General features: G+C 63.4%; 29 protein-coding genes. 16 read left to right on the top strand and 13 right to left on the bottom strand.

From position 1 onward, the window contains the following. The first annotated feature begins 7 nt into the window (after positions 1–7). From lipA to AC01FP_RS03910, 3 genes are all read left to right on the top strand, one after another. Positions 8–955 carry a lipoyl synthase gene (gene lipA, locus AC01FP_RS03900; protein ID WP_474478302.1) on the top strand — a complete coding sequence of 316 codons (948 nt, stop codon included), beginning with the start codon at positions 8–10 and terminating at the stop codon, positions 953–955. Continuing rightward, positions 945–1,298, top strand: coding sequence for a PAS domain-containing protein (locus AC01FP_RS03905; protein ID WP_474478303.1), 354 nt, complete (start codon positions 945–947; stop codon positions 1,296–1,298). Before lipA ends, AC01FP_RS03905 begins: the two co-directional genes overlap by 11 nt. Positions 1,299–1,416: 118 nt before the next feature. Beyond that, positions 1,417–2,670: a carbohydrate porin gene (locus tag AC01FP_RS03910; protein WP_474478304.1), complete on the top strand. Its 1,254-nt coding sequence runs from the start codon at positions 1,417–1,419 to the stop codon at positions 2,668–2,670. Position 2,671: 1 nt separating this feature from the next. Here the strand turns inward: AC01FP_RS03910 and AC01FP_RS03915 are convergent, their stop codons facing one another. Continuing rightward, complete coding sequence (locus tag AC01FP_RS03915; protein ID WP_474478305.1) at positions 2,672–3,433, bottom strand: DnaJ domain-containing protein; 762 nt, start codon at positions 3,431–3,433, stop codon at positions 2,672–2,674. Further along, positions 3,423–3,965 carry a hypothetical protein gene (locus tag AC01FP_RS03920; protein ID WP_474478306.1) on the bottom strand — a complete coding sequence of 181 codons (543 nt, stop codon included), beginning with the start codon at positions 3,963–3,965 and terminating at the stop codon, positions 3,423–3,425. The genes AC01FP_RS03915 and AC01FP_RS03920 overlap by 11 nt, the downstream gene beginning before the upstream one ends. Positions 3,966–4,102: 137 nt before the next feature. Between AC01FP_RS03920 and AC01FP_RS03925 the strand changes: the two genes are divergently transcribed. From AC01FP_RS03925 to AC01FP_RS03945, 5 genes are all read left to right on the top strand, one after another. Next, positions 4,103–4,429, top strand: a complete 327-nt coding sequence (locus AC01FP_RS03925) for a nucleotidyltransferase domain-containing protein (protein WP_474478307.1) — start codon at positions 4,103–4,105, stop codon at positions 4,427–4,429. Further along, entirely contained in the window at positions 4,392–4,730 is a 339-nt protein-coding gene (locus AC01FP_RS03930) for a HEPN domain-containing protein (protein ID WP_474478308.1), read from the top strand. The genes AC01FP_RS03925 and AC01FP_RS03930 overlap by 38 nt, the downstream gene beginning before the upstream one ends. Positions 4,731–5,032: 302 nt before the next feature. Then, the gene (locus AC01FP_RS03935) at positions 5,033–5,221 is read left to right on the top strand and encodes a hypothetical protein (RefSeq protein ID WP_474478309.1); all 189 of its coding nucleotides are present in this window, start codon (positions 5,033–5,035) and stop codon (positions 5,219–5,221) included. Then, positions 5,218–5,601: a type II toxin-antitoxin system VapC family toxin gene (locus AC01FP_RS03940; protein WP_474478310.1), complete on the top strand. Its 384-nt coding sequence runs from the start codon at positions 5,218–5,220 to the stop codon at positions 5,599–5,601. The genes AC01FP_RS03935 and AC01FP_RS03940 overlap by 4 nt, the downstream gene beginning before the upstream one ends. Further along, positions 5,598–5,813 (top strand): hypothetical protein, encoded by a 216-nt coding sequence (locus tag AC01FP_RS03945; RefSeq protein ID WP_474478311.1) that lies wholly within the window; start codon positions 5,598–5,600, stop codon positions 5,811–5,813. The genes AC01FP_RS03940 and AC01FP_RS03945 overlap by 4 nt, the downstream gene beginning before the upstream one ends. A 47-nt stretch (positions 5,814–5,860) precedes the next feature. On the opposite strand, the gene AC01FP_RS03950 is transcribed toward AC01FP_RS03945, so the two are convergent. Genes AC01FP_RS03950 through lysA form a run of 6 tightly spaced genes read right to left on the bottom strand, consistent with a single transcriptional unit; the run spans position 5,861 to position 11,731 of the window. After that, complete coding sequence (locus AC01FP_RS03950) at positions 5,861–6,820, bottom strand: DUF952 domain-containing protein (protein WP_474478312.1); 960 nt, start codon at positions 6,818–6,820, stop codon at positions 5,861–5,863. A gap of 13 nt (positions 6,821–6,833) precedes the next feature. Further along, positions 6,834–7,769 carry an oxygen-dependent tRNA uridine(34) hydroxylase TrhO gene (gene trhO / locus AC01FP_RS03955; protein WP_474478313.1) on the bottom strand — a complete coding sequence of 312 codons (936 nt, stop codon included), beginning with the start codon at positions 7,767–7,769 and terminating at the stop codon, positions 6,834–6,836. Further along, positions 7,766–8,740 carry a biotin synthase BioB gene (gene bioB / locus AC01FP_RS03960; RefSeq protein ID WP_474478314.1) on the bottom strand — a complete coding sequence of 325 codons (975 nt, stop codon included), beginning with the start codon at positions 8,738–8,740 and terminating at the stop codon, positions 7,766–7,768. Before bioB ends, trhO begins: the two co-directional genes overlap by 4 nt. Continuing rightward, a complete protein-coding gene (locus AC01FP_RS03965; protein WP_474478315.1) occupies positions 8,721–9,494 on the bottom strand; it encodes an isoprenyl transferase in 774 nt (257 codons plus the stop codon). The genes bioB and AC01FP_RS03965 overlap by 20 nt, the downstream gene beginning before the upstream one ends. Further along, complete coding sequence (cdaA, locus tag AC01FP_RS03970) at positions 9,491–10,321, bottom strand: diadenylate cyclase CdaA (RefSeq protein ID WP_474478316.1); 831 nt, start codon at positions 10,319–10,321, stop codon at positions 9,491–9,493. The genes AC01FP_RS03965 and cdaA overlap by 4 nt, the downstream gene beginning before the upstream one ends. Before the next feature lie 21 nt (positions 10,322–10,342). Next, positions 10,343–11,731: a diaminopimelate decarboxylase gene (lysA, locus tag AC01FP_RS03975; RefSeq protein ID WP_474478317.1), complete on the bottom strand. Its 1,389-nt coding sequence runs from the start codon at positions 11,729–11,731 to the stop codon at positions 10,343–10,345. 27 nt (positions 11,732–11,758) lie between these two features. On the opposite strand from lysA, the gene AC01FP_RS03980 reads away from it, so the two are divergent. The 5 genes from AC01FP_RS03980 (at position 11,759) to AC01FP_RS04000 (ending at position 17,654) form a co-directional block, all read left to right on the top strand. Then, positions 11,759–12,235, top strand: a complete 477-nt coding sequence (locus AC01FP_RS03980; RefSeq protein WP_474478318.1) for a GNAT family N-acetyltransferase — start codon at positions 11,759–11,761, stop codon at positions 12,233–12,235. Between the two features lie 179 nt (positions 12,236–12,414). Then, complete coding sequence (locus AC01FP_RS03985; RefSeq protein ID WP_474478319.1) at positions 12,415–14,967, top strand: ATP-dependent Clp protease ATP-binding subunit; 2,553 nt, start codon at positions 12,415–12,417, stop codon at positions 14,965–14,967. Between the two features lie 52 nt (positions 14,968–15,019). Next, positions 15,020–16,126 (top strand): iron-containing alcohol dehydrogenase family protein, encoded by a 1,107-nt coding sequence (locus tag AC01FP_RS03990; protein WP_474478320.1) that lies wholly within the window; start codon positions 15,020–15,022, stop codon positions 16,124–16,126. Then, entirely contained in the window at positions 16,123–17,013 is an 891-nt protein-coding gene (locus AC01FP_RS03995; RefSeq protein ID WP_474478321.1) for an alpha/beta fold hydrolase, read from the top strand. Before AC01FP_RS03990 ends, AC01FP_RS03995 begins: the two co-directional genes overlap by 4 nt. A gap of 2 nt (positions 17,014–17,015) precedes the next feature. After that, entirely contained in the window at positions 17,016–17,654 is a 639-nt protein-coding gene (locus AC01FP_RS04000; protein ID WP_474478322.1) for an LmeA family phospholipid-binding protein, read from the top strand. A gap of 7 nt (positions 17,655–17,661) precedes the next feature. Here AC01FP_RS04000 and AC01FP_RS04005 read toward each other — a convergent pair whose 3' ends face one another. From AC01FP_RS04005 to AC01FP_RS04015, 3 genes are read right to left on the bottom strand one after another with little or no spacing between them, the layout of a single operon-like run. Beyond that, positions 17,662–18,582 (bottom strand): phosphatidate cytidylyltransferase, encoded by a 921-nt coding sequence (locus AC01FP_RS04005; RefSeq protein WP_474478331.1) that lies wholly within the window; start codon positions 18,580–18,582, stop codon positions 17,662–17,664. Positions 18,583–18,592: 10 nt separating this feature from the next. Continuing rightward, the gene (gene cbiT, locus AC01FP_RS04010; protein ID WP_474478323.1) at positions 18,593–19,252 is read right to left on the bottom strand and encodes a precorrin-6Y C5,15-methyltransferase subunit CbiT; all 660 of its coding nucleotides are present in this window, start codon (positions 19,250–19,252) and stop codon (positions 18,593–18,595) included. 7 nt (positions 19,253–19,259) lie between these two features. Then, positions 19,260–20,591, bottom strand: a complete 1,332-nt coding sequence (locus tag AC01FP_RS04015) for an Orn/Lys/Arg family decarboxylase (RefSeq protein WP_474478324.1) — start codon at positions 20,589–20,591, stop codon at positions 19,260–19,262. A gap of 78 nt (positions 20,592–20,669) precedes the next feature. Between AC01FP_RS04015 and AC01FP_RS04020 the strand changes: the two genes are divergently transcribed. Further along, positions 20,670–22,310: an ABC1 kinase family protein gene (locus AC01FP_RS04020; RefSeq protein WP_474478332.1), complete on the top strand. Its 1,641-nt coding sequence runs from the start codon at positions 20,670–20,672 to the stop codon at positions 22,308–22,310. Positions 22,311–22,335: 25 nt separating this feature from the next. Here AC01FP_RS04020 and AC01FP_RS04025 read toward each other — a convergent pair whose 3' ends face one another. After that, positions 22,336–23,532, bottom strand: coding sequence for a hypothetical protein (locus tag AC01FP_RS04025; protein WP_474478325.1), 1,197 nt, complete (start codon positions 23,530–23,532; stop codon positions 22,336–22,338). Positions 23,533–23,569: 37 nt separating this feature from the next. Between AC01FP_RS04025 and AC01FP_RS04030 the strand changes: the two genes are divergently transcribed. Together AC01FP_RS04030 and AC01FP_RS04035 are read left to right on the top strand one after the other, a co-directional pair. Beyond that, positions 23,570–24,730, top strand: a complete 1,161-nt coding sequence (locus AC01FP_RS04030) for an ABC transporter substrate-binding protein (protein ID WP_474478326.1) — start codon at positions 23,570–23,572, stop codon at positions 24,728–24,730. 38 nt (positions 24,731–24,768) lie between these two features. After that, positions 24,769–25,236: a hypothetical protein gene (locus tag AC01FP_RS04035; RefSeq protein WP_474478327.1), complete on the top strand. Its 468-nt coding sequence runs from the start codon at positions 24,769–24,771 to the stop codon at positions 25,234–25,236. A gap of 73 nt (positions 25,237–25,309) precedes the next feature. Here AC01FP_RS04035 and AC01FP_RS04040 read toward each other — a convergent pair. Further along, on the bottom strand, positions 25,310–25,546 hold a 237-nt coding region (locus AC01FP_RS04040; RefSeq protein ID WP_474478328.1), incomplete at its 5' end, for a sigma factor-like helix-turn-helix DNA-binding protein.

A 25,546-nucleotide genomic window follows, 5' to 3' on the forward strand; every position in this document is an offset into this window, starting at 1 on the left:
CCCTGCCATGACCAGTAAGTCCCGCTACAGCAGCATCGCCCCGACCGAACGGCTGCCCGAGTGGCTGCGGCGTCCGGTGGGCAATGCCTCAGCCCTGGAAAACGTGCAGGGGCTGGTGAAGCAGCAACGGCTGCACACCATCTGCGAGGAGGGTCGCTGCCCCAACCGAGCCGAGTGCTACGCCGCGGGCACCGCCACCTTTTTACTGGGAGGTCCAATCTGCACCCGCAGCTGCGCCTTCTGCCAGGTGGAGAAAGGCCAGGCACCCCAGCCCCTAGATGCAGGCGAGGCCGAGCGGGTGGCCGAGGCAGTTGCCGCGCTCCAGCTCTCCTATGTGGTGCTCACGGCCGTCGCCCGCGACGACTTAGCCGACCACGGCGCCCACCTATTCACCACCGCCATGGCCGCGATCCGCCAGCGCACACCTGGCGTCGGCATTGAAGTGCTAACCCCCGACTTCTGGGGCGGCCAGCGCGTCGAAGAGGAGGGGTTGGCGGCCCAACGGCAACGGCTGGCCGCAGTGCTGGCGGCGCTGCCCGCCTGCTTCAACCACAACCTCGAAACCGTGGAACGCCTTCAGGGGGAGGTGCGCCGGGGCGCCACCTACCGCCGCTCCCTGGCCCTGCTAGCCGCTGCCCGCGAACTGGCGCCCGCCATCCCCACCAAGAGTGGGCTGATGCTGGGGCTGGGCGAAACCGAAGCCGAGGTGCTGCAGACGATGGGCGACCTGCGATCAGTCGATTGCCAGCGCCTGACCCTGGGCCAATACCTGCGCCCATCCCTCGCCCACATTCCGGTGGCTCGCTACTGGACTCCAGAAGAATTTGAGCAGCTGGGAGCCAGGGCCAGGGAGCTGGGATTCCAGCAGGTGCGCAGTGGGCCGCTGGTGCGCAGCAGCTATCACGCCGCCGGCGGCATGATGGCCGCCCCTGTGGCGACCCGACATGAGCCTTGAAGCCCACCTGATCGAGTCCATGACCGACATCGTGTTCGCCAAGGACCTCAACGGTCGCTACATCGCTGGCAACAGCGCTTGGGCCCACCTACTGGGGAAAACGGTCGACGAACTCACCGGGCTGACGGATCTGGATCTATTCCCCGCCGATCTGGCCGGCAGCTTTCGCGCCAATGATCAGGCCATTCTCGCCAGTGGCCAGGCCCAGAGCAATGAGGAGTGGGTGACCTACCCCGATGGCCGCAGCGCCCTGCTGGAAACGGTCAAGACACCCCTGCGGGACGCCAATGGCACCGTGATTGGCCTGGTTGGGGTCTGCCGGGAGATCGCCTGTCCTCGCTGACCAGACCTGCTTGCCTGACCAGCCGTCCCTGCGATTGTCTTCGCCGCTGCAGCCAGCAATACTTGCTGGCTCCCCACGCCAGGGATCCTGTTCTGCAGGGCTCAAACGGTTGCCAATCGTGTTGCGTCCCAGCGGACTGTTGATTCCCCTGCTCAGGGCCCTGTTGGTGTTGGGAGCCGGTGGACTCACCCAGGCAGTCCAGGCCGAGTCCGATCCCCCCAGCCTCAACCGGCTGCTGAATGTTCCTGGCTGGATCGACCTCGACCTCAATCTGCAGGCCCAGCCCCTGGCCAACCCGAGCGGCGGGAGCGAGCAGAGCGCCAGCTGGATGCAGCAGCTCACCCTGGGGGCAGCGTTCAGCAGTGGTCTGGCCAAGCCCGCCGACCAGTGGCACGAGGGCGACCACTGGCAGGCCAACCTGCAACTGATGCTGTTCAGCGGCGATCCCCAGCTCAACGCCGCGATCGGAGCCGCCTACCCCCTGCAGAGCACGGCCCATCCGACTGGCCTGTGGCTTACGGAGGCGACCATTGAGCGCCGGGCTGGCACGGGGGAACTGGCGCTGAAAGCTGGGGTGTTCTCCCTCAATCCGGGCTTTGTGTCGACGCCGGTGCTCGATCAATACGTGCACTCAGCCCTAAGCAACACGCTCAACTTCAACGTCGACGGCCCGCCGATCAACCCCTACGTGGCCCCGGGACTGCAGCTGAGCTGGACCCCCGGTCGCCAGGGGCGCTATGGCGAATGGCGCTATGGCTCCTTTTGGCTCGATTCCCAACTCGCCCTGGCGGGTCTGTTCGGGGTCAACCCCGACCTGAGTTCAAGCGAGGGCAGCCTTCACCTTCTGCAGTGGACCTTCACCCAGCTGCCCGGAGCCAGCGCCCTGGCGGCACCGATCCGGCGCCAGGGTCAGACCATCTCCCGCAGGCTTCCTCCCCCCCAGATTCAGCTGGGCGGGGGCTATCTGGCCAGCGGCAGCTCGGGCGAGTCCAATGGGTCCCTCTACGGCACGGTCACCCTGACGGCCCCCCTGCCGCTGGGCCTCGACAACCGCTTCTGGCTCGGTGTCAACACTGCTGTGAGCGGAAACACCAACCCCGTGCCCCTGTTTCTGGCCGGCGGCTGGCTGGGCCAGGGGCTGGTGCCCGGCCGCCCCCTCGACGTGCTGGCCCTGGGCTACGGCCGCAGCAGCTTCAACAGCCAGCTGAACCCAGGCCTGACAGCCGAAGCCGTGCTGGAGCTGAACTACAGCTTCAACCTGACTGCCAACCTGTCGCTGCAACCGGTGCTGCAGTGGGTGCTCAACCCGGGTGGATCGGGCCAGGTAAATGACATCCTGGCCGCCGGCCTGCAACTGCAGCTGCAGTTCTGAATCAGTCCATCAGCAACCGATAGGCCGCCTCCAGCCGGTGAAAGGCCTGGGGATCGCCGCCCAGATCGGGGTGGTGGGCCTTGGCCAAGCGCCGATAGGCCCGCTTGACCATCTGCGGGCTCGCCCCGGCCACTAGCCCCAGCTCCCGCAGGGCCTCGCCGCGGGGGTCTGGGTCCGAGTTCTGGGAGAAGTCCTGGGAGGTGGTCGGGCCCCGAGAGTGGTTCTCGGTGCGGGTGCCGCGGCGGCGCTGGCCGAGTTGGGCTTGGCGGCGCCCCAACTCCACCACCACCTGGAGCGGCGCTTCAGTGAGCCACTCCGGCGCCCGGGGGCCATAGAGGGCAAAGGCCGCCCGCACGGCCCAGCGGGCCCGACTGTGGGGGCCCCGGAGCGCTTCGGCCAGGGCGGTGCCCAGGCCAGGGGAGCGGCGGTCGAGCTCCTGCTCCAGGCTGAGCGCCGGGTTCGTCCAGTGGCGACGCAGCTCCTCGATCACCCCCCGCAATCCGCCCGGTGGACCGATCCGCAGCGCCTGCCACTGAGGGTGGGCGGCCATCGCCTGACCCCAGCGCTGCAGCTGATGCGGGCTGAGGCCATGGCCATAGGTCGGGCCAGGCTGGGGGTCCTGCGCCGAAAGTTGCTCCAGCCGGCGGCGCAGGGCCTGCACTTCGCGGCGCAGGGCATCGTTTTCAGCCAGGAGGGCATCGACGTTGCTGGTGACTGGAGGGCTGCCGGGAGCTGGACGCCAGCGGCGGGGATCAAAGCCCATCCAGCCCACCCAGGCGGCGGACGCTGCGCCGCAGCACCTCGGCGCAGTCCGCCCGCATCAACAGGCCCGAGCCACCCCAGAGCAGCCGGGGGGCCAGATCGGCAACGCCGGCACCGAGCTCGCGCAGGGGGCTGAAGCCCAGCTGGTGGAAGTAGCGCACCAGGCGGCGATGCTGGGCCTCGCTGTCGCGGATGGCCAGGATCGTGGCCTGGCGGCAGGGGGTGGCCTCCAGGGCCCAGGCAAAGGTGGCCGCCCAGATCAGCGGGCCCACGGCGGCCGTGTCCTCGCCCTGCACTCGCATCGTGTCGAGCCGCAGGCCAGCGGCCGCAGGCAGGGCCCAGCCTTTGATCTCACCAAGCAGCACCAGCCTCTCCCCATCCCTCCGCGCCACCCCCAGCCGCAGGCTCCAGGCCAACCCCGCTGGCCGTCCCACCTGCAGACGCAGCAACAGCCCCCGCAGACGGGCGTTCTGCTCCAGCTGCTCCAAGCTGGGGTTGGGGCAGGTAGGTGCCTCGGGGGAAGAGCTGGACATCCACAACCGCCACGGCCTGGGCCAGTCTCAACCGTTGCCCGCCGCGCGATCCATGGCCTTTAAGTCTTAGCCCGCACCCCAGGCGTGCGTAGCGGTATTGGCCGGGATGAATTACGGGCCAGAATGGGGGAATGGTCATGGTTACCCCAGTTCCGCTCGTCACCCGTGAGGCGCTCCAAGCCTTCACGCAGCAGCTGGTGGAGCGGTTTGCCCCACACAAAGTAATCCTGTTCGGTTCCCAGGCCCGCGGTGAGGGGCGCTGGGATTCAGATGCAGACATCCTCGTGGTAATGCCATTCCAGGGAAGGCATCTGGCTCAGATCCGCGCAATTCGAAAGTCTTGCCATGCGGGCTTCCCCCTCGACCTGCTGGTGCGGCGGCCCGATGAGATCGCCGAGCGCTACTTGGGTGGGGATCCGATCATCCGTGAAGCCCTCGATCACGGAACGGTTCTGCATGGCTGAAGCCTGGAGTGCAGTGCCTGAGTGGATCCGCAAGGCAGAAGCGGACTGGACCGCTGCCTCAACCCTCTACTCGCAGAACAATGAGGAGCTTCATGATGCGGTTGTCTTTCATGCTCAGCAATGCGTTGAAAAGCTGCTCAAAGCAAGATTGATTCAGCTCAACCAGCCGATCCAGAAGGTGCATGATCTGGTTGCTGTATCGCGACACCTCGCCAGTGTGGACTCTGATTGGCAATGGGACGAGGAGAATCTCAGCGGTCTTTTCAACTGGTGCGGTTTTGGCCCGGTATCCAGGCTTTGAGACCACAGCAGACGATGCAGACGAGTTGTTCGGTCTCGCCGGAGAGATACGCGCTGTGCTGTTATCCCTGCTGAATTCTTCAGCCTGAGCTGTCTCTCAGACCGAGTTCACCGCAGCTCGTCGACATGGCCGAGGAGTTTGTGTGGTTCCGGTCCCTGGCTGCCGCACAGAAGTAGCCGCTCAGATCTTCCTCAGGCTGGCTTCCAGCCGATCAACATGGATCGACTAAGCGCTTGCAGGAATTGGTTGACTGCTTCTCTTTGGTGTTGTGTGTCCTGGCTGAGCGTCTATTGCCGGCCAGGATGAAGGCTCGCATCACGGCTCTGAAGCCAGCTGCTTCAGCCTCAACCAATCCGCTGCAGAAGGCGATTGATGCCGGCGTGATTAGCTGGAATGGCCAGAATCCTGTGATTCCACCACCCGTAAAGCTGAATGATGGTGGCCCACTGATGAGTGACATCGTGATCGAGGATCGTGGTTATACACTGTGATCCTTTTTTGTGATACCTCTGCCCTTCTCAAGCTCTTCATCGACGAGCAGAGCAGCGAGAGCATGATCAAGGCACGGATCTCATCAGAAGGAATCGCGGTCTGCAGGATCACCTGGGCTGAGTCGATGGCTGCATTCGCCCAGGCTCTATCAATGTTTGAGCAGGCTTTGCCTGGCTTTGCGATCGCGGATGTCACCCAGCCGCTGGTTGAAAAAGCTGGTGTATTTGCCGAGGCTTTTGGCCTGCGCGGCTCCGACAGCATTCAGCTGGCAGCTGCCCATCGGTTGCATGAGCATTTTGCCCTTCCGCTGACCTTTGCCTGTTTCGACCGACGCCTCAACCAGGCCGCCAAGCTGCTGCAGCTGAAACTGCTTCCGTGACACAAGCAGCCACGATCACCAGTGAGATGGACCATCTCGATCAGCTCGGTGCCAAGGCATTTTATGGCTATCTATTCAAGGGCATACGGTGCGCATCAGCAAAGAAAAGCTGGCTGCCACTGCTTGCAATGCGCGCTTTGGCCGTGGTGGTGACGTTGACTTCCACCAGGGCGAAAAGTTCTCGGAGGCGATCCATGAAGGCACTTGGCTGAATCCAACTTAAGTCCCGTCAAATTATATTGAGATATACCAAATATCGTCACCGCTGCCAGGGCTCGGCGCGCAGCACGGCCGCCAGGGGCAAGGGGCCATAAAGGTGGGGAAAGGGCTCCACGCCGTCGGCCTGCTCGAGACGCACCTCCAAACCGGCAGCCGCCAGGCGCTGGGGATCGATCGTGAGCAACAACACCTCAGCGGCGGGCAGATCGGCGTAGAAGCGGCTAGCAGTGGCCGGTACCTGGTGCGCTGAGCTGAGGTGGATGAAGCCCACCTCCTCCAAGGAGCGCTCTCGAGTAGAGCGGCGATACTCGCCATCGGCCCGGGCCGCCTGCCACTCCGGACGCAACGCCAGGTGATACAGCAAGCCAGGTGAGCGCCAAGGGGCCCGCGCCGCCCAGGGGAACTCCTGCACCGCCGCCAGCTCTGGGCCGCCCAAAAACCGACCCAGCCAGGCCTGGAGCGCCGCCAACTGCGGCTCGGCGTCAAAGCCCGCCGGATCCACCAGGCGGAACTGGCGCACGAAGGGCAGCAGGGCCCAGTCGGCCAGGGAAGGGCGATCGCCGAGCAGCCAGCCGCCGGCCCCCAGTTGCTCGTTCCAGCGGCGCAGGATCGTGAGGGCTGCAAACCGGTTGGTGCTGGCTGGCTCCCCTGGATAGCGATCTGGGTATTTGAAGCGATCGAGGTGCTGCTTAAAGGGGCCGTCGTTGGCGGCGATCAGTGCATCCATATCGGCCAGCTGTGCTGGGCTCCAGCCCGCCAACCAGCCAAGAGGATCGCAGCGCTCCAGGGCCCAGCGCATGATCGCCAGGCTTTCATCCAGCACCTGGGCCCCCAGCACAAGCACTGGCACCGTGCCCTTGGCGGAGGCCTCCAGCAGCTCGGGGGGCTTGGCCTTGAGGCTCACCTCGCGCAACTCCAGTTCCTGGCCAGGTTGCAGGCCAGCGGCAGCCAAGGCCAGCCGCGCCCGGATCGCGTAGGGGCAGCGGCGGAAGCTATACAAAATTGGCTGGTGATCAGCCAACGGGTCTCCCGCCGAGGTGGCACTCACCCCGCTGGCGAGCCCGCTCCATCTGGCGCTGACGCTCGGCGAAACGCTGCCGATCAGCGTCGCTGAAGCGCTCGAGGCAGTGGCGGCAGCTCACCCCGGCCACGTAGCTGGGGAGCTGGCGATCGGCAGGCGAAAGCGGCAGGCCGCAGGCATGGCAAACGCTGTGCTCACCGGGCTCGAGCTGGTGGTTGACGGCTACTCGCTTGTCAAACACGAAGCACTCGCCGCGCCAGCTGCTTTGCGGCTCGGGGATCTCCTCGAGGTAGCGCAAGATGCCGCCCTCCAGGTGGTGCACCCCGGCAAAACCCTGCTGCTGCAGGTAGGCCGTGGCCTTCTCGCAGCGGATGCCGCCGGTGCAGAACATGGCAATCGCCCGGGGCTGGCGCTGCTCCACCAGCGGCCTGAGCTCCCGCTCCACCCACTGGGGAAACTCGCGAAAAGTTGCGGTGCCCGGATCAATCGCACCTTCAAAGCTGCCGATCGCCACCTCGTAGGCGTTGCGGGTATCGATCACCAGGGTTTCGGGGTCGGCGATCAGGGCATCCCACTGCCCAGGGGGCACGTGGGTACCCACCTCCGAGGCCAAATAGGGACTCACCTGGGGCTCACCCATGGTGACAATCTCGCGCTTGAGCCGCACTTTGAGCCGGTGGAAAGCCTGAATCTCCGAGCGACTGAACTTGGCTTCCAACCGCTCCAGGCCTGCCACCTGCCGCAGCCGAGCCAGCAGCGCCTGCACGCCAGCATCTGCTCCGGCAATCGTGCCGTTTACCCCCTCAGCCGCCAGCAGGATCGTGCCGCTCACCCCCTCGGCTGCCGCCAGGTCGCCCAGCTCGCGCTGCAGCTCTGGCAGGCCCTCCAGGGCGGCGAAGCGATAAAACGCCGCCACCAGCACACTCATCCGCCCACCTGCACCCCGGCGGCGGCCAGGAGCTCCCGGTCGGCCTCCACCGCTGGATTGGAGGTGGTGAGCAAGGTGTCGCCATAAAAAATTGAATCAGCCCCAGCCAGCAGGCAAAGAATCTGGGCTTCCCGACCCAGCTGCTCGCGGCCGGCACTGAGACGCACCCGCGCCTGGGGCATCAGGATCCGGGCCGTGGCCACCATCCGCACCAGCTCGAGGGGGTCGACCGGCGGCAGGTCTTCTAAGGGGGTGCCCTCCACCGCCACCAAGGCATTGATCGGCACGCTCTCCGGGTGGGGATCCAGGTTGGCCAGCACCTGCAGCAGCCCGGCCCGGTCGGCAGCGGTTTCGCCCATGCCGATGATGCCGCCACAACAGAGGGTGATGCCGGAGCGCCGCACCCGGGCCAGGGTCTCGAGCCGCTCCTGGTAAGTGCGGGTGGTGATGATCCGGTCGTAGTGCTCGGGGCTGGTGTCGAGGTTGTGGTTGTAGGCGGTGAGGCCAGCTGCAGCTAGGCGCTCGGCCTGGGAATCGCTCAGCATGCCGGCGGTTACACAGGCCTCCAGGCCCAACTCGCGCACGCCGCGCACCATCTGCAGCATCGCCTCAAAGGGAGCGCCGTCGCGGATCTCACGCCAGGCCCAGCCCATGCAGAAGCGATGGGCCCCGGCTTGCTTGGCGGCCCGGGCCCGCTCCAGCACCGGCTCCACCTCCAGCTCCGGCCGTCCCGCCACATCGCTGCTGTTGTGCAGCGACTGGGGGCAGTAGGCGCAGTCCTCTTCGCAGCCGCCGGTCTTGACGCTGAGCAGGGAGGCCAGTTGCACGTGGTAGCCAGGATTGGCGACTCGATGCACCTGTTGGGCCTGCCAAAGCAGCTCCAGCAGCGGCTGCTCGAGCAGCGCCTGGATTTCGGAACGGGACCAGTCGTGACGCGTGATCAAGGCGAGTTCAGCAGGGTTCGACACCACCAAAGCGGCGCTGGCGGCCCTGGTAGTCGAGCAGAGCTTCTAACAAGGCCGCCTGATCGAAATCAGGCCAGAGCACGTCGGTGATGTGGATTTCGGCGTAGGCAAGCTGCCAGAGCAGGAAGTTGCTGATGCGCCGCTCGCCACTGGTGCGGATCAGCAGATCCGGATCGCACTCGCCGGCGGTGTGCAGCTCGGCGGCGAGCTGCTGCTCATCGATTGCGGCAGGATCCAGTTCCCCAGCCACGCAGCGCTGGGCCAGCCGCTGGGCAGCCCGCACCAGCTCGGCCCGGCCGCCGTAGTTGGTGCAAACGTTGAAGTGAATACCGGTATTGTTCGCCGTGAGCTCAGTGGCGTCGGCGATCAGCCGTTGCAGGCCATCCGGCAGGAGCTCAAGATCGCCGAGAAAGCGAATCCGCACCTGTTCCTGCTCCAGGGCTTGCAGCTCACGGGCCAGCACCCGCTCAAACAGGGCCATCAGGAAGCTCACCTCTTCACCGGGGCGGCTCCAGTTTTCGGTGGAGAAGGCGTAGGCGGTGAGGGCGCCGATACCCCAGTCGCTGCAAAGGCGCAGGGTACGTTTGAGCGCCTCAACACCCTCGCGGTGGCCCATCACTCGGGGCAGGTTGCGCCGCTTGGCCCAGCGGCCGTTGCCGTCCATTATCACAGCCACATGGCTGGGTAGCCGCGCCGGATCGAGGCCAGGCGGCACGGCCTTAGGGGCAGTCGCAATGGTGGTCGCCGGTGCGCGACTCATCCGCGTGATTCCGGCATTTCCTTCACCACGCTACGCCCAACTGGCAAGGCCAAGGCTTGACTGAGCAAGTCGTGCAGCCGGCTGCTGGTAATCGGCCGCTCGAGGCGCCCCTGACTCGCCAGCGACAAGGTGCCAGTTTCCTCCGACACAACGATCGCCAGGCACTGATCGAAGCGCTCGGTCAGCCCCAGTGCTGCCAAATGGCGGGTGCCGTAGCGGTTGATGCCCTGGCGGGATAGGGGCAGGATGACACCGGCGGCGACGATGCGGTTGGCCTTCACCAGCACGGCACCGTCGTGCAGCGGCGTGTCAGCGGCGAACAGGTTGAGCAGCAAATCCACTGACAGCTTGGCGTCGAGGCCAATGCCGGGATTCAAGAAGTCTTCGGGGCGCAGGTCGCTGCCCAGATCCACCACGATCAAGCCGCCGCGGCGGGCCTGGGAAAGGCGACCGGCAGCCTCACTCAGAACCGCCACCGATCCCGATCCCAGTTGGTCTTGGCTGCGGCTATCAAACAGCACACCAAGGCGGCCGGTGCCAAGCAGCTCCATCAGCCGGCGCAGCTCCCCCTGCCAGAGAATCGCCAGGGCGAGGCTGCAGGCCAGCACCAAAGCATCGATGAGCTTGCTGGTGAGCGGCAGGTTGGCGTAGCGCTGCACCACCCAGGCCAGGGCCACCAGCAGCAAATAGCCGCGTAGCAGCCAGAGGGTGCGGGCTTCGGTGACCCGGCCAAGCACGAGCACGCCAAGACCGAAAGCAAACAGAAGATCGAGGAGCAGACGCAGATCGATCAGGCGTAGCAACTCACCCAGTTGCTGCCCGATCACGTGCCCACAAAATCAATTTATTCATCTTACCGAGCTCAACCGAGCTGGCAAAACGTCGTAGCGCAGTAGGTCTTCCGGCTGCTCGCGGCGCTGCACTAAATCAGCGACGCCGTCGTGCACCAAAACCGCAGCCGGCCGCGGAATGCGGTTGTAGTTGGAGCTCATCGAGGCGTTGTATGCACCGGTGGCAAACACCACCAGCACATCGCCGCTGCCAGCCGGCGGCAGGGCCAGATCCCTTAGCAGCACGTCACCAGATTCGCAGTGCTTGCCAGCCAAGGTGACGATCTCGCTGGCCTCGGCCGTGGGGCGATCGGCCAACACCGCCGTGTATTGGGACTGGTAGGTGATCGGCCGGGGGTTGTCGCTCATGCCTCCGTCCACCGAGAGGTAGGTGCGGAGGCCGGGGATGTCCTTACGGCTGCCCACCTCGTAGAGGGTGACCCCGGCGCTGGCCACCAGGGAACGCCCCGGTTCACAGAGCAGGCGGGGCAGCTCCAGCCCCCGCTCCTGACAGGCCGCCGCCACCGCCTCAGCCACGGTGCGCACCCACTCACTGATGCTCGGCGGATCGTCGCTAGTGATGTAGCGAATGCCCAGACCGCCGCCTACGTTGAGATCAACCACCGGGTGCCCCAAGGAGCGGGCCAAGGCGAGGGCATCGGCCATCACGCCAGCTAGGTCGCGGTGGGGCTGGAGCTCGAAAATCTGGGAGCCGATATGGGCGTGCAGCCCGGTGAGTTGGGCCCAGGAGCAGGTCACCAGGTGCTGCAACACCGCTTCTAACTGGTCGGGATCGAAACCAAATTTGCTATCGAGGTGGCCGGTGCGAATGTACTCATGGGTGTGGCACTCAATGCCCGGCGTAAAACGCAGCATCAGCTGCACAGGTCGCTGCAAGTCAGGGGCCAGGGCAGCCAGCAGCTCAAGATCGCGCCAGTTGTCAGCCACCACCGTGACGCCCTGCTCAGCTGCCAGGGCCAGCTCTTCGCGGCTCTTGTTGTTGCCGTGCAGCACGATGCGCTCAGCCGGCATGCCCCCCTGCAGGGCGGTGAGCAGCTCGCCGGCAGACACCGCATCCAGCCCCAGACCTTCAGAAGCCACCAGAGCCGTAATCGCCAGGGAGCTATTGGCCTTAGAGGCGTAAATGGCCAGGGCCGGTCCCGGATAGTGCTGGGCAAGGGCCTCCCGGTAGGCCAGGCAAGCACCCCGCAGCGTGGCTTCATCAAGCACATAAAGAGGTGTGCCGTAGTCGCGCGCTAGGTCGCTCAGCAGGCAGCCACCCACCACTAAGCGCCCCTCGCTGTCGATAGCCGTGGTTATGGGGGTGAGATTGCGGTTGGGACTGTGCGGATCCCGATCACGCTCGAAGGGATTCACCGGCGCAACGGTCTCGTAAGAGGTCAGCATGGCTCGGGCCGCGCGGGTCAAGTCAGCATGAATGTACGAAACTCCTTGGCACCGCTGCATCAGGTAGCCCTGGCGCCGGAACATCTAGAGGCCTGCTTCAGGCTCGACCAGGCCAGCCTCGGCGGGCTGTGGAGCCGCTCCCAGTGGCAAAGGGAGCTGGAGGAGGAGCGGCGCCCCGGGATCGGCCTCTGCCACGGCCAGCAATTGCTAGCGATGGCCAGCGGCTGGCTGGTGGTCGACGAACTGCACATAACGCTGGTAGCAGTGGATCCTGGGCAACAGCGCCGGGGGCTGGGCCGGCGGGTGCTGGGAGCCCTGCTGCTGCTGGCCGGGCAGCAAGGGGCCCTGCACGCAACCCTGGAAGTGGCTCCTGCCAATACAGCAGCCTTGGCCCTATATCGGCGCCTGGGCTTCCGGGATGCGGGCATACGTCGCGGTTACTACCGCAATGGCGAAGACGCCCTGATCCAATGGCTGAGGTTATCCAGCATCAATGATGCGTAGCGTGGGTGTGGATAACCGGCTTTTCTTATTGCTAAAGACCGGCAATTCAGCAATTTGCGTTGTTGCCTAAAACAGCTTGAGACCCTGCTGCCGCAGGGGATCTGCCTTTGTACCGGCGTAAACCACACCACACCTGTTAACCCTGGTAGCTTGGATGGACTTGCACCAGGCTAAGGGCCATGTTCGAGCGGTTTACCGAGAAAGCCATCAAGGTGATCATGCTGGCCCAAGAAGAGGCCCGCCGCCTTGGCCACAACTTTGTGGGCACTGAACAGATTTTGCTGGGCTTGATCGGTGAGGGCACCGGTGTTGCAGCAAAAGTGCTCAAATCAATGGGGGTAAACCTCAAAGATGCCCGCGTCGAAGTCGAAAAGATCATCGGCCGCGGGTCTGGCTTCGTCGCTGTGGAGATTCCCTTCACTCCCAGGGCTAAGCGAGTCTTAGAGCTCTCCCTAGAAGAAGCCCGCCAGCTAGGCCACAACTACATCGGTACCGAGCACCTGCTGCTAGGCCTGATCCGTGAGGGCGAGGGAGTGGCCGCCAGGGTGCTTGAAAACCTCGGCGTTGATCTAGCCAAGGTGCGCACCCAAGTAATTCGCATGCTGGGTGAAACAGCTGAAGTGGCTGCCGGCGGCGGCAGTGGCAAGGGCAACACCAAAACTCCCACCCTCGATGAGTTCGGCAGCAATCTCACCCAGCAGGCAGCCGATGGCAAGCTCGACCCAGTGGTGGGTCGTCAGAACGAAATTGAGCGGGTAATTCAAATCCTTGGTCGCCGCACTAAAAATAATCCAGTACTGATCGGCGAGCCTGGCGTGGGCAAAACCGCCATCGCCGAAGGCCTAGCTCAGCGAATTAATTCCGGCGATATTCCAGATATTCTTGAAGATAAGCGAGTCCTCACCCTGGACATTGGCTTGCTAGTAGCAGGTACCAAATACCGGGGTGAATTTGAGGAGCGCCTCAAAAAAATCATGGAGGAGATTCGCAGCGCCGGCAACGTGATCCTCGTGATCGATGAAGTGCACACTTTGATTGGTGCCGGTGCGGCCGAAGGTGCTATCGATGCCGCCAACATCCTCAAGCCTGCCCTCGCCCGCGGTGAACTTCAGTGCATCGGCGCTACCACCCTTGATGAGTACCGGAAACACATCGAGCGCGACGCGGCCCTAGAGCGCCGCTTCCAGCCGGTGATGGTGGGTGAACCCTCCGTTATCGACACGATCGAAATTCTCCGCGGTCTCAAGGATCGCTATGAGGCTCATCACCGCCTCATAATCGCCGATGAGGCATTGATTGCGGCTGCCACCCTGGGAGACCGCTATATCTCTGATCGCTTCCTGCCAGATAAGGCGATCGACCTAGTTGACGAGGCCGGCAGCCGGGTGCGTCTGATGAATTCCAAGTTGCCGCCAGCAGCCAAGGAAGTCGACAAACAGTTGCGCGCCGTCCAAAAAGACAAAGAAGAGGCCGTGCGTCAGCAAGACTTCAGCAAAGCGGGTGAATTGCGCGACAAGGAAGTAGAGCTGCGGGAGCAGATTCGCTCAATCCTGCAAACCCGCAAGGACGAGGGGCCGGCATCTGAGGCCCTAGCCAGTGAAGTCGCTAACGGTGCACCTGTAGCGGTGTTTGAGGGAGCAGCCGATGGCGATCGCACCCCCATGGTCACTGAAGAGGACATCGCCCACATCGTTGCCTCCTGGACCGGAGTGCCGGTCCAGAAACTCACCGAAAGCGAGACAGCCAAACTGCTGAACATGGAGGAAACCCTTCACCAGCGCTTGATCGGCCAAGACGAAGCCGTCAAGGCCGTATCCCGTGCCATCCGCCGGGCACGGGTGGGGCTTAAAAATCCCAACCGCCCTATTGCCAGCTTCATCTTCTCTGGCCCCACCGGCGTTGGTAAAACCGAGCTCACCAAGTCTCTGGCAGCTTATTTCTTTGGCAGCGAAGAAGCCATGATCCGTCTAGACATGTCGGAATTCATGGAGCGCCATACGGTCAGCAAGCTGATCGGCTCGCCTCCAGGATACGTGGGCTTTAATGAAGGTGGCCAGCTCACCGAGGCCGTACGTCGCCGTCCCTACACCGTGGTGCTGTTCGACGAGATCGAAAAAGCCCACCCCGACGTATTTAATCTGCTCTTACAACTGCTCGAAGACGGGCGCTTGACCGATTCCAAGGGTCGCACTGTGGACTTCAAGAATACGTTGATCATCATGACCTCGAACATTGGTTCGAAGGTTATCGAAAAAGGTGGCGGCGGCCTTGGCTTTGAGTTTGGCGGTGGTGATGCAGATGAAACTAACTACAACCGCATTCGCTCGCTAGTCAATGAGGAGCTAAAGCAATACTTCCGCCCCGAATTCCTCAACCGCTTAGACGAAATTATCGTCTTCCGTCAACTCAATCGTAACGAAGTCAAGGACATTGCCGAGATCATGCTCAAAGAAGTGTTCGGCCGGATGCTGGAGAAGGGCATTGCCCTATCAGTCACTGAAGCCTTTAAGGAACGGCTGGTGGAAGAGGGCTACAACCCCTCCTACGGCGCCCGTCCCCTACGCCGTGCCGTGATGCGGCTGCTTGAAGATTCGCTGGCTGAGGAATTCCTCACCGGACGTATCGGCGATGGCGACTCCGCCCTAGTGGATGTCAATGAGGACAAGCAGGTGGTGATCCGCAAGCAGGCAGCCCTGCCGGCCGTGCCGGAATTGGCTGCGGCTGGGGTTTAAGGGGATTCGGGTCTGGCCCGTACCATCACTTGGGGATGAAAGCAGCAGCGGGATGAGCAACTCCCTCAGCCAACACGCCATCGCACCTGCAGAGGTGTTGAGGGGCCCTGGAGCTTGGCTCCAGGGCCTGCCACGGTTAGGGGCCCTGGGCCAGCATCCACTGGTGCTAGGGCGCAGCTCCGTAACAGCCCAGCTGCGGCAGCAATTGGTCGCAGACCTACAGCAGGCTGGGCTTCAACCCCACTGCGCTGAGCTGCAATTCGACTGCTGCGAAGGAGACCTGCAACGGGTCGCTGCGATTTGTCAAAAGCAAGGCTGCGATGCAGTTGTGGCCATTGGTGGCGGCAAGGTGCTCGATGCCGGCAAGCTGCTGGCCCACCGGCTGAGTCTGGCCTGCATCACCGTGCCCACCAGTGCGGCCACCTGCGCGGGCTGGACCGCCCTGGCCAATATTTATTCAGCTGAAGGTGCCTTTTTGGGCGACGTGGCCCTGGCCCGCTGCCCTGATCTGCTCATTTTTGACCACGACCTAGTTCGCCAAGCCCCAGTTCGCACCTTGGCCAGCGGCATCGCTGACGCCATGGCCAAGTGGTACGAGGCTGCGGTGAGCAGTGGCGCTAGCAGCGATGGCCTAGTGCAGCAAGCAGTGCAGATGGCCCGGGTGCTGCGAGACCAACTGATGCTGGATGCCGTATCGGCCCTGCAAAATCCCCACAGTGCCGCCTGGGAGCGGGTGGCGGAAGCCTGTGGACTCAGCGCCGGCTTGATTGGCGGCATTGGTGGTGCCCGCTGCCGCACCGTGGCAGCCCACGCCGTTCACAACGGCCTCACCCAACTGGAGGCCAGCCATGGCCGCCTACATGGCGAAAAAGTGGGCTTCGGGATCCTGGTACAGCTGCGGCTGGAGGAGGTGCTCGGCGGCAATCAACTCGCTGGCCAATCCCGACGCCAGTTATTACCCCTATTCCGCCAACTCGGCCTGCCTGTGAGCCTGGAAGAGCTCGGCCTAGCCGAGGCGGGCTTACACCAGCTGCAGCAAATTTGCACCTTTGCCTGCCGCGACGATTCCGATCTTCACCGCCTGCCCTTTGCTGTGGCTCCCAGCGACCTGCTGGCCGCCCTTGTAAGCACCTGCAGCAGCGAGCGCCAGCCCGCGTGAAGAGCGACGAGCCCACAGCTCAGCAAACCCTGGTGGCGGCGGCGGCCCGCAACCTGCTTGATACCCAGGGCAGGGACCTGGCAGCCCAGGTGGAGTGGTGGCCCCTGACTGAACTCGGCGACGACGGACCCTGGCCGGTAGCCGTACTTGGCGAGGGCCCACCGGTGTTGCTACTGCATGGCTTCGATAGTTCCTTTCTGGAATTCCGACGTCTCGCGCCCCTGCTGGCCAGCGGCGTGCAGCTATTCATTCCAGACCTCTACGGATTTGGCTTCTGCCCCCGGCCCGCTTGGGGCGACTACAGCCCCAGTGGCGTGCTGCGCCACCTAGAGGCCCTGGTGCGGGCGATTGGCAACCGCAATACTGCCCCGCTTGGCCTAATCGGCGCCTCGATGGGCGGCTCGGTGGCGGTGGAGCTGGCCCGGCGCCTGCCCGAGCAGGTGAATCGGCTGCTGCTGCTGGCTCCAGCCGGCCTAACTGGCCGTCCCATGCCCCTGCCGCCCCTACTCGATGGCCTGGGTGTGCGTTTTCTGGCCCTGCCCGGTGTGCGCCGCGGCCTCTGCCGCACCGCTTTCGCCGATCCCGATGCCGCCGTGGGTGCTGCCGAACTCGAGATCGCCGCGCTGCACCTGCAGAGCCCTGGCTGGGCCGAAGCCCTGCGGCGTTTCGCCCGCTCTGGTGGCTTCGCCGGTAGTGGCGCACCCCTGCCCAACCAGCCAATCACGGTGCTGTGGGGCGCCAATGACCGCATCCTGCGAGCACCGCAGAAGCGGGCGGCCCTGGCCCTGTTAGGAGAGCGGGTGCGTGAGCTGGATGCCTGCGGCCACCTACCGCACCTCGACCAGACCGCCACCGTCGCTGCCACCTGGCTCGACTCCCCCGCCTAGCAATGAACAGCAGCGACGACAAACCAGGCGGACCGGTGATGCAGCTACTGGCCAGCGGCCTGCAGCTCTGGGTGCGCCAGCAGTGTCAAGCCATCGGCAGCCTCGACATACGGCTGCAGGGAACTGCCCTGCAGCTACTGCGCGGCCGCCTGGCCGGCGTGCAACTGGTGGCCCGCAGGGTGATCTACAAAGACCTCCATTTCGAGCTAGTGGAGCTGAACAGCGGCCCCATTCAGGTACATAGCGGCAACCTGCTCAAGGGCCAACCGCTGCAGCTGGAGCAGGCCTTCGAAATCCAGGGCCAGGTGAGCTTCACTGCCGACGGCCTCACCCGCTCCCTCAGAGCCCCCCAGTGGCGCGCCTTAGGCGATGGTCTTGGCGAGACCCTGCTAGGCATCGTGCCCTTAGTGGAGCTGCAAATATGCCGGGACAACCTGGTGTTTGCCGCCCGTGCCATCGGCGCTCCAGGCCTGATTGAGCTGGCCACTACCGTAATAGCCGCCGAAGGCAGCATCGAAATTCGCTCCGTTAACGGCAACGTCAGCAGCCGGCTACCGATGGATCCCGGCATCACCATCAGTGATGCCCGCCTAGGGGCAGGCATGGTGCAGCTAATTGGCACGGCCCAGGTGAACCCTTAGCCCTGCACTAGCCCTGCAAAAGTGGTAACACCAGGGTTACAAGCGAATAAACCACCGCCGGCACGAATAAATAGCTGTCGATTCGATCTAGGATCCCCCCATGGCCTGGGATGGCATCACCAGAATCCTTTAAGCCTGCATCCCGCTTCATCATCGATTCGGTGAGATCACCAACCAGGGCAAACAGGGCTACCACCGCTCCCAGCACCGCACCGATCAGCCAGCTCCAGCTCCAGCCGATCAAGGTGCCGCCAAAAGCACCGACTGCCACCGCACAGGCCACCCCGCCCAGGGCTCCTTCCACCGTCTTGCCAGGGGAGATAGGCGAAAGCGGATGGCGCCCCAGCCGGCGGCCGATCACGTAAGAGCCGATGTCGGTAGCAACGATCAAGAAGCAGGCCAGCAGGGTGAGGGCGAGCCCAGCGCTGGCGGGCCAGGGCTGGCCCGCCAGGTTGGGCGCCAGGGCATCACCGGCCACGTCGCGCAGGCGTATCCAGTAGCTGGGCAGAAAACCCAGATAAAACAACCCGAAAATTGATGCCGCGATATCGGCGATGGTGCCGGTAACCGGCTGAAGCAGCAGCCAGCCGCAGATCACCGCACCGGAGGCCGGCAGCACCGCCGCGGCCACATCTCCGGCAAACCAACCGCCACCCAAGCCGCCACCTCGACTTGCCAGCTGGGTGGTGATGAGCAGCAACTGCACTGCCACCAGGGTGGTTTTGGTGGCGGGCCGGATCCCCTTGAACTGGGCCATCCGGAAAAACTCAAGCAGCCCCAAGTGCACGATCACCCCAACGGCCACCGTGAACCACCAGCCCCCGAGCATCACCACCACAAAACCGAAGCCCCCGGCCGCCCAGCCGCTCAACAGCCGGGGCAGGGAGGTGGCGGTGCGGGGTTTGGCTGGCCGGGGAGAGGGAATCAACACGCGGCGATCAGGAGGGCTCGATGAGGGGAGAGCGCTCGGCAGCGATCAAAAACAGTGGTTCGGCCGCCGCCAACTTGGTTTGGCTGCCGCGCCGTTGCATGCGGTGCACGGTGGCCTGCACCACCTGCACATCGCGGGCCGCCAGCTGGCCCAGGGTATCGGTGGCATCCACCAAGCCCTCCAGGCTGGCGGTGCTGATCACCAAGCGCCCGCGGGGCACCAGCGCTTCCCACACCGCGAGCAACACATCGCCCAAGGGGCGACCCACCTCAAGCAACACCCGATCTGGATGGTCGGGCAGCTGGTCCAGATCATCTGGCGCAGCGCCAGCGTGAATATGCAGGTTGGTGATGCCAAAGCGACGCCGGTTTTGCTCCAGCAGCTCGATGGCATCGGGGTCGCGCTCGAGGGTATGTACCGCACCCCTAGGCATCAGCCGGGCGATTTCCAAGGCCAGGGCGCCGGTGCCGCCGCCCACATCCCATACGAGGGAATCGGCGCGGGGGCGCAGATGGGCCAGCAGCATCACCCGCAGCTCCATGGGGGTGGGGCTGAAGCCCGGAGCATCTTCAAAGGCACTGTCCGGCAGCCCAGGGGTGACGAAATCCCACTGGTATGCCGGCTGCTGGGAAGCTTGGCGGGAATCGGCCGCGGCGCGGTAGTCCATCGGCCCCTTATCCGGCCACAACCCTCACCGTATCAGCGATCTGCCCCGGCCATAGGTGCTGCTGCTGCCGCAGCCAGGTGGCCCTAGCCAGATCGATCCGCTCGCCGGGCACTAGCAGGGGTATGCCCGGCGGATAGGGACACAGGGGTTCGGCAGCGATCCGGCCAGCCGCCGCCGCCAAAGCCACGACTTCCGCCGGAGCGCGCCAGGCCTCGGCCAGGGACAGCTCCGGCTCCGCTACGAGCGGCAGCGGTGGCGGGCTAAATGGTGGCAGGGGTGCTCCCCCCAGGGCCCGCCGCAGGCGCAGCAACTGCTGGGGCAGGCGCCACACCAGCCCAAGGGGCGGCGCCATACCCAGGCAAAAAGTGAGCGCCCCCGGCTCCGGCAACTCGGCGATCACACCGCGCTGCAGCAACCAGGCATCGGCCTCCAGCCCATTGATTCCCATGGCAGCGGTGTGCAGCACCAGCCGCAGCGGGTCGTCGTTGGCAACTAGGGGCAAGCCCAGCGCACCGCAGCGGCGCTGCAGGCGCTCGCCGCAGCGCCATGCCGCTTGCCAGCGGCGCCGGCCCGCCGAGCTGGTGAGGTCGTCGAGGGCAGCTGCTGCGGAGGCCAGCAGCAGGGCGCTGGGGCTGGAGGTCTGCAGCCACAGCAGGGCCCGGGCCACGGCATCGCGATCAGCCCTGCCGCCCTGCAGCAGCAGGGCGGCGCTCTGGGCCAAACCGCCGCCAGCCTTCTGGCCCGAGAGCACCACCAGGTCGGCCCCGGCCGCCAAGGCCTCACCGCGGCCATGGGCTTGATCGACAAGCACGGGCAGCCCACGGCCGTGGGCCAATGCCACCAGGGCCGGCAGCTCGGCGCGCTGGCCCTGGTAGCTCGGCGAAACCAGCACCAGGGCCGCCAGGGGACCGGCCTGCTCTGCTGCTGCGAGCACCACCTCGAGATGGGCTGGACTCGGTGCCAGCCACAGGCCGCTGGCCGGATCGAAGGGCAGGTCAAACAGGACGGGGCGCAGCTGGCCCAGCACGCAGCCGTGCAGCAGGGAGCGGTGCAGGTTGCGGGGCAGCAGCACCCGGCTGCCAGGGGGAGCCAGGGCTAGCAGGGCCGCCTGCAGCAGGCCACTGGCCCCATTAACACCAAACCAAACCGCCTCCGCTCCAAGCTGGCAGGCGCAACGCCGCTGAGCCTCAGCGACGGCACCGGTAGGGATCAGAGGGCCACCCTGCTCCGGCAGCTCCGGTAGGTCCCAGCTGCCCGGCCGCTGGCGCAGCAGACGCCTCAGGGCAGGAGACAGGCCCCGACCGCGACCGTGGGCCGGCAGATGCAGCGGCAGGCCCATGGGCAGGGGAATGGCTTTTCTAGAGTTTGCCCAACTACCGGCTGCCGTGCCTTGACCAAAGCCGAAGCTGCCAGCGAGCTGGGTTACGACCCGGGCCGGGACCTGCGCTGGTTACTGCTGCGCCCCTGGGTATTAGTAGCCCGGCTGATCGTGGTGATCTGGCAACTGTCCAGCCTGGCCCTGATCTTGGTGGTGCAGGGCAACAGCAGCAATGCCCAGGTGCAGCAACGGCTGGGAAGGCGCATTCTCACCACGCTCACGGACCTGGGCCCCTGCTTTATCAAGGTGGGCCAAGCCCTTTCCACCCGACCCGATCTGGTGCGGCGCGACTGGCTCGAACAGCTCACCCAACTGCAGGACAACCTGCCCGCCTATCCCCATGAAATTGCCCTGGCAACCATTGAGCAGGAATTGGGCGCCCCGGCCGACCAGCTGTTTGAGGTATTCCCCGACTACCCCGTAGCAGCCGCCAGCTTGGGCCAGGTTTACAAAGCGCAGCTCGCTGATGGCCACTGGGTGGCAGTCAAGGTGCAACGCCCCAATCTGCCCACAATTTTGCGGCGGGATCTAGTGATCATCCGCCTGTTGGCTGTGCTGAGTGCGCCGCTGCTGCCGCTCAACCTGGGCTTTGGCCTCGGCGACATCATCGATGAATTCGGCTCAACTTTGTTTGAGGAGATTGATTACCGGCTCGAAGCCAATAACGCCGAACGATTTGCCGATCTGTTCGCTCGCCAGCCCGAGGTGACCGTGCCGCGGGTGGAGCGACTGTTATCCAGCCAGCGGGTGCTCACCACCCAGTGGATCAATGGCACCAAGTTGCAGGAACGCCAGGCGCTGGAGGCTCGCAACCTGGATCCCTCGGCCCTGATCCGCACTGGCGTGATAGCCGGGCTGCAGCAACTGCTCGAATTTGGCTATTTCCACGCTGATCCCCACCCCGGCAACCTGTTTGCCCTCTCCGGCAAAACCGGCCCCCTAGGCCATGTGGCCTATGTGGATTTCGGCATGATGGATTCAATCAGCGATAGCGATCGCCTCACCCTCACCGGTGCCGTGGTGCACCTGATCAATCGGGATTTCAGCGCCCTGGCGGCTGATTTCGTCAGTCTTGGCTTCCTTAACCCCAAGGCCGACCTCGAGCCAATCATTCCTGCCCTTGAGGAGGTGCTAGGTGGCGCCCTAGGCGACAACGTGGGCTCTTTTAACTTCAAGGCAATAACCGATCGTTTTTCGGAACTGATGTATGCATATCCCTTCAGAGTGCCCGCTCGCTTCGCCCTGATTATTCGAGCGGTGGTGAGCCAGGAGGGCCTAGCGCTCCGGCTAGATCCCAGCTTCAAGATCATTCGCGTGGCCTATCCCTACGTGGCACGGCGCCTGCTGGCAGGCGACACCAGTGAGATGCGCGAAAAACTGCTTGAGGTGCTCTTTGATCGAAACGGCCGCCTGCAGCTTGAACGGCTAGAAAATCTATTGGCAGTTGTGGAAAACGATGCCACCAGCCCCGATTTGCTTCCAGTTGCTGGAGCTGGCTTGAAGCTGCTGCTGGGTCCAGAAGGCGGCAGCTTAAGGCAACGGCTGCTGCTCACCTTGGTTCAGGGCGATCGCCTGCACACAGATGATTTGCGCGCTCTGATGGGCCTGATGGGGCGTACTTTTTCACCACGCAAGTTAGTTAGTGGCATGCTGGCAAGGCTTACCCTGCAACCCGCTTAAACGAAAGGATTAACCAATAGATAGTTCAGCCAACCTGGGGAATGGTCATCCAGCAGAAGGTGATAGCAGCACCACCCACCAGTACCACCACTAGGGGCCAGGTGTCATCGAGGCGGTGCAGATGCTGCAACAACGCTTGTTTTTCGGCAGGGTCTTCAATCGATTCCATCACGGCATAGCGACGTCCAATCCATAGGACCAACACAAAAGCCGCCAGGGTAACTACGTAGGCAACGACGTAAACCTGATCAAGAAAGGTAAGAAAGGGCAAATCAGGCAGCTTGTCGCGATAGGTTTGCTGTAGAAAAACTAAAGTAAGCAGCACCGTGACCGGAATACTGGCGCGGGCATCCTGCTCATCAGGTCGCACCTTAAACACCAACAACACCATGGCCATCAACACAGAGAGGGGCAGCAATAATCTCCAGAAAGATGACCACGAAGAAGTACCGTATGAAATCTCAAAGAGGATTTGACTATAGTCATTCTCTTTGCTGCCAAGCCCAAAATTTGTGGCATAATGGTGCCGGTATTCAGCAATCGACCAGCCGGTATTTAGCCAGCCAATGATGCGGGCATATAGGCCCATACCACTATTGCGAATCTCCGGAATCAAGCGGAGATTTTGATAGCCAAGCTGTCCGTCTACGTCATTTGCCTCTATGGCAAGTGGCAGGCTAATATTCATGAAAGGGTAGTGACGAAAGCTAGCCTTGTCTACATAATAACGACCAACATATGTAAAAAGTTGATAGTAGCTGCCGTCGGCCAGCCTCACTGGCGTCTCGCCGACCGGCCTAAGACTTGAGTCTTTATCGGAAAGCAAAGTATTTAGAACAATAAATAAGCTAGAAATATTTCCGCCGCGAGCCTCCACATAGCCCTGCATAGACTCCTCCCAGCGCAGCCAAACATAGCCGCTGCTTGAATAGCTCGGCACCGTAAGATCTAGCTCGTAATTACTTATTGAATACACTCCCACTTCCACCTTGTATAAGGCTCGCTCCAGCTCAGCCCGATCCACCCTTTCCTCTCCGGTGCTGAGCTGATCTCCCCGCATGGCACTCCATTCACCCAGGGCCGGCTTCTCACCAAGGGGCAGGGTGGTGAGAGCCCGGGATGCGGAGGAGAGACGTAGCGAGTCGCGGCTAAGCACTGGGCTCACATCAATGCGCCCGATCCCCAATATGGCCAGGATGGCTGCCAGAACAACGGCAACCATCGCCAGCACATTCCAAGGCCTTTGCCTGCGCTTCCCCATGCCCACCCACTGCAGTTTGCTGAACTTAAAGCTGAAAGCCAGTTGGGGGCGAGTATGTAGCGGACTGGCGCTGGCCCTAGCGCTGACCCTGCCTGCCCTGGCATCAACAGAACTGGTGCTGGGGCAGTCGGCGGCCCTCAGCGGCCCCTCCGGCATGCTCGGCAGCGAATACCGGGAAGGGGCTCTGGCCTATTTCGCCGAAGTGAATCGCCGAGGGGGCGTGCATGGCAAGCGCCTAAAGCTGCTGAGCCTTGACGACCGCTATGAACCTTCTCTCACCCTGCGCAACACCAAGCAGCTGGTTGAGCGCGACAAGGTGTTTGCCTTATTTGGTTATGTGGGCACCCCCACCGTCAAGGCGGTATTGCCCTTGGTTGAGAAACAGAAAATCCCTTTGATCGCTCCCCTCACCGGCGCCCAATTGCTACGCCAGCCCCATCGTCCAATGGTGTTCAACCTGCGCACCAGCTACCACATGGAAATCGACCGGATGGTCGACTACCTAGTGCGCAGCGGCCGCCATCGCATTGCGGTTGTTTATCAAAACGATGCCTTTGGTCAAGACGGCCTCAAGGGCGCTATCAACGCCTTAAGGCGCCATGGCCTCAAACCAGTGGCCAGTGCCAGCGTCGAGCGCAATTCCAGCCAAACAGGTGCGGCTGCCCGCATGGTGCAAAACGCCAATGCCAACGCGATTTTGGTGGTAGCGGCTTACCCGAGCTCAGCCTCCTTCAGCCGCGAGATGCGGCAGCGCGGCAGCACTGCCCAGCTAATGAACGTGTCGTTTGTAGGCACCAGCGCCCTGCGGGCCTCCCTGCAAAGCCATGAGGCCAGTGGCATCGGCGTGGCCCAGGTGGTGCCTTTCCCGTGGAACGAACGGGTGCCAGTGGTGAAGGAATACCAGGAATTGATGCGGCGCCAGCAGACCAAACCGCACTTCGGCTTTACCAGCCTGGAGGGCTTCCTTGCCGCAAAGATGACAGTGGAAGGCCTGCGTCGGGCCGGGCCGGCACCCAGCCGCCAACGCTTTGTGACCGCCCTTGAGACCATGCGCGACGTAGACCTTGGCGGCTACCGGGTGCAGCTGGGTCCCCAGGACCACAACGGCAGCAGCTTCGTCGAACTCACCTTCCTGGGTTCCCAGCGCTGGGAACCCTGAGGGCCTAGGGTCTCGGCCACCCAAACCAGTCCCTGCCGATGGCCAGCCTGCCCCTCGACGCCATCGACAGCAGCGTCCCACCGGACGGCTGGATGTACGCCGATCTCGATGCGAATGATCTATTACTTGAATATGCCCAAATAATCCAGCCCCCATATTTGGTGGCTGGAGTGGGCCTGGCCATCGGCATCCTCTGCGGCCTCACCTTCGCCAAATTGATAGAGAACAAGCTGGAGGGCTGGAAACAGGATCGTCTGCCCCTGCTACCACTTGGCAGTTTTGCGGTCACCCTGCCCTACTTCGGCGTGGTGATCGGCATCACCCTGTTTATTGGCGGCAGCCTGCAGGTATTCGGTTTCTCAGCGGGGGTTGCCCTGCTTGTTTCTTTTATATTGTCGATTGCCACAGCGGGCGCCCTGTGGGTGCAGCTGGAGCGGCTGATGGCACAGGTGGAAGCTGGCACCTTCAGCGCAGTCGACTTTGACAATTTCGATCAATTTTTCTAATTCTAGCTTTTCTAACTCAGTTTTTTTGATTTAGTTTTTCTAAGTTTATTGTTGACAATTATACTGGGCCAACTCAAGCGACTAAATAACCCTCAAGCATGCGTGACTGGGCCCGTACGCCTTCGAGGGCCTTGCGCTCCAGGTTGCGAGTTTTGTCGCGGCTCATGCCCAATTGCTTAGCAATAGCGCTGAGGCTCATTGGCTCCGAGCTCTCTTGCGGCTCCCCAACCTCAATGCCATAGCGCATCTTCAGCACCCGACCCTGCAGCTCCGGCAGCTGCTCCAGCAGTGCGCGCAGGTCTCCTTTCAG

Source organism: Cyanobium sp. NIVA-CYA 375 (genome assembly GCF_056108345.1).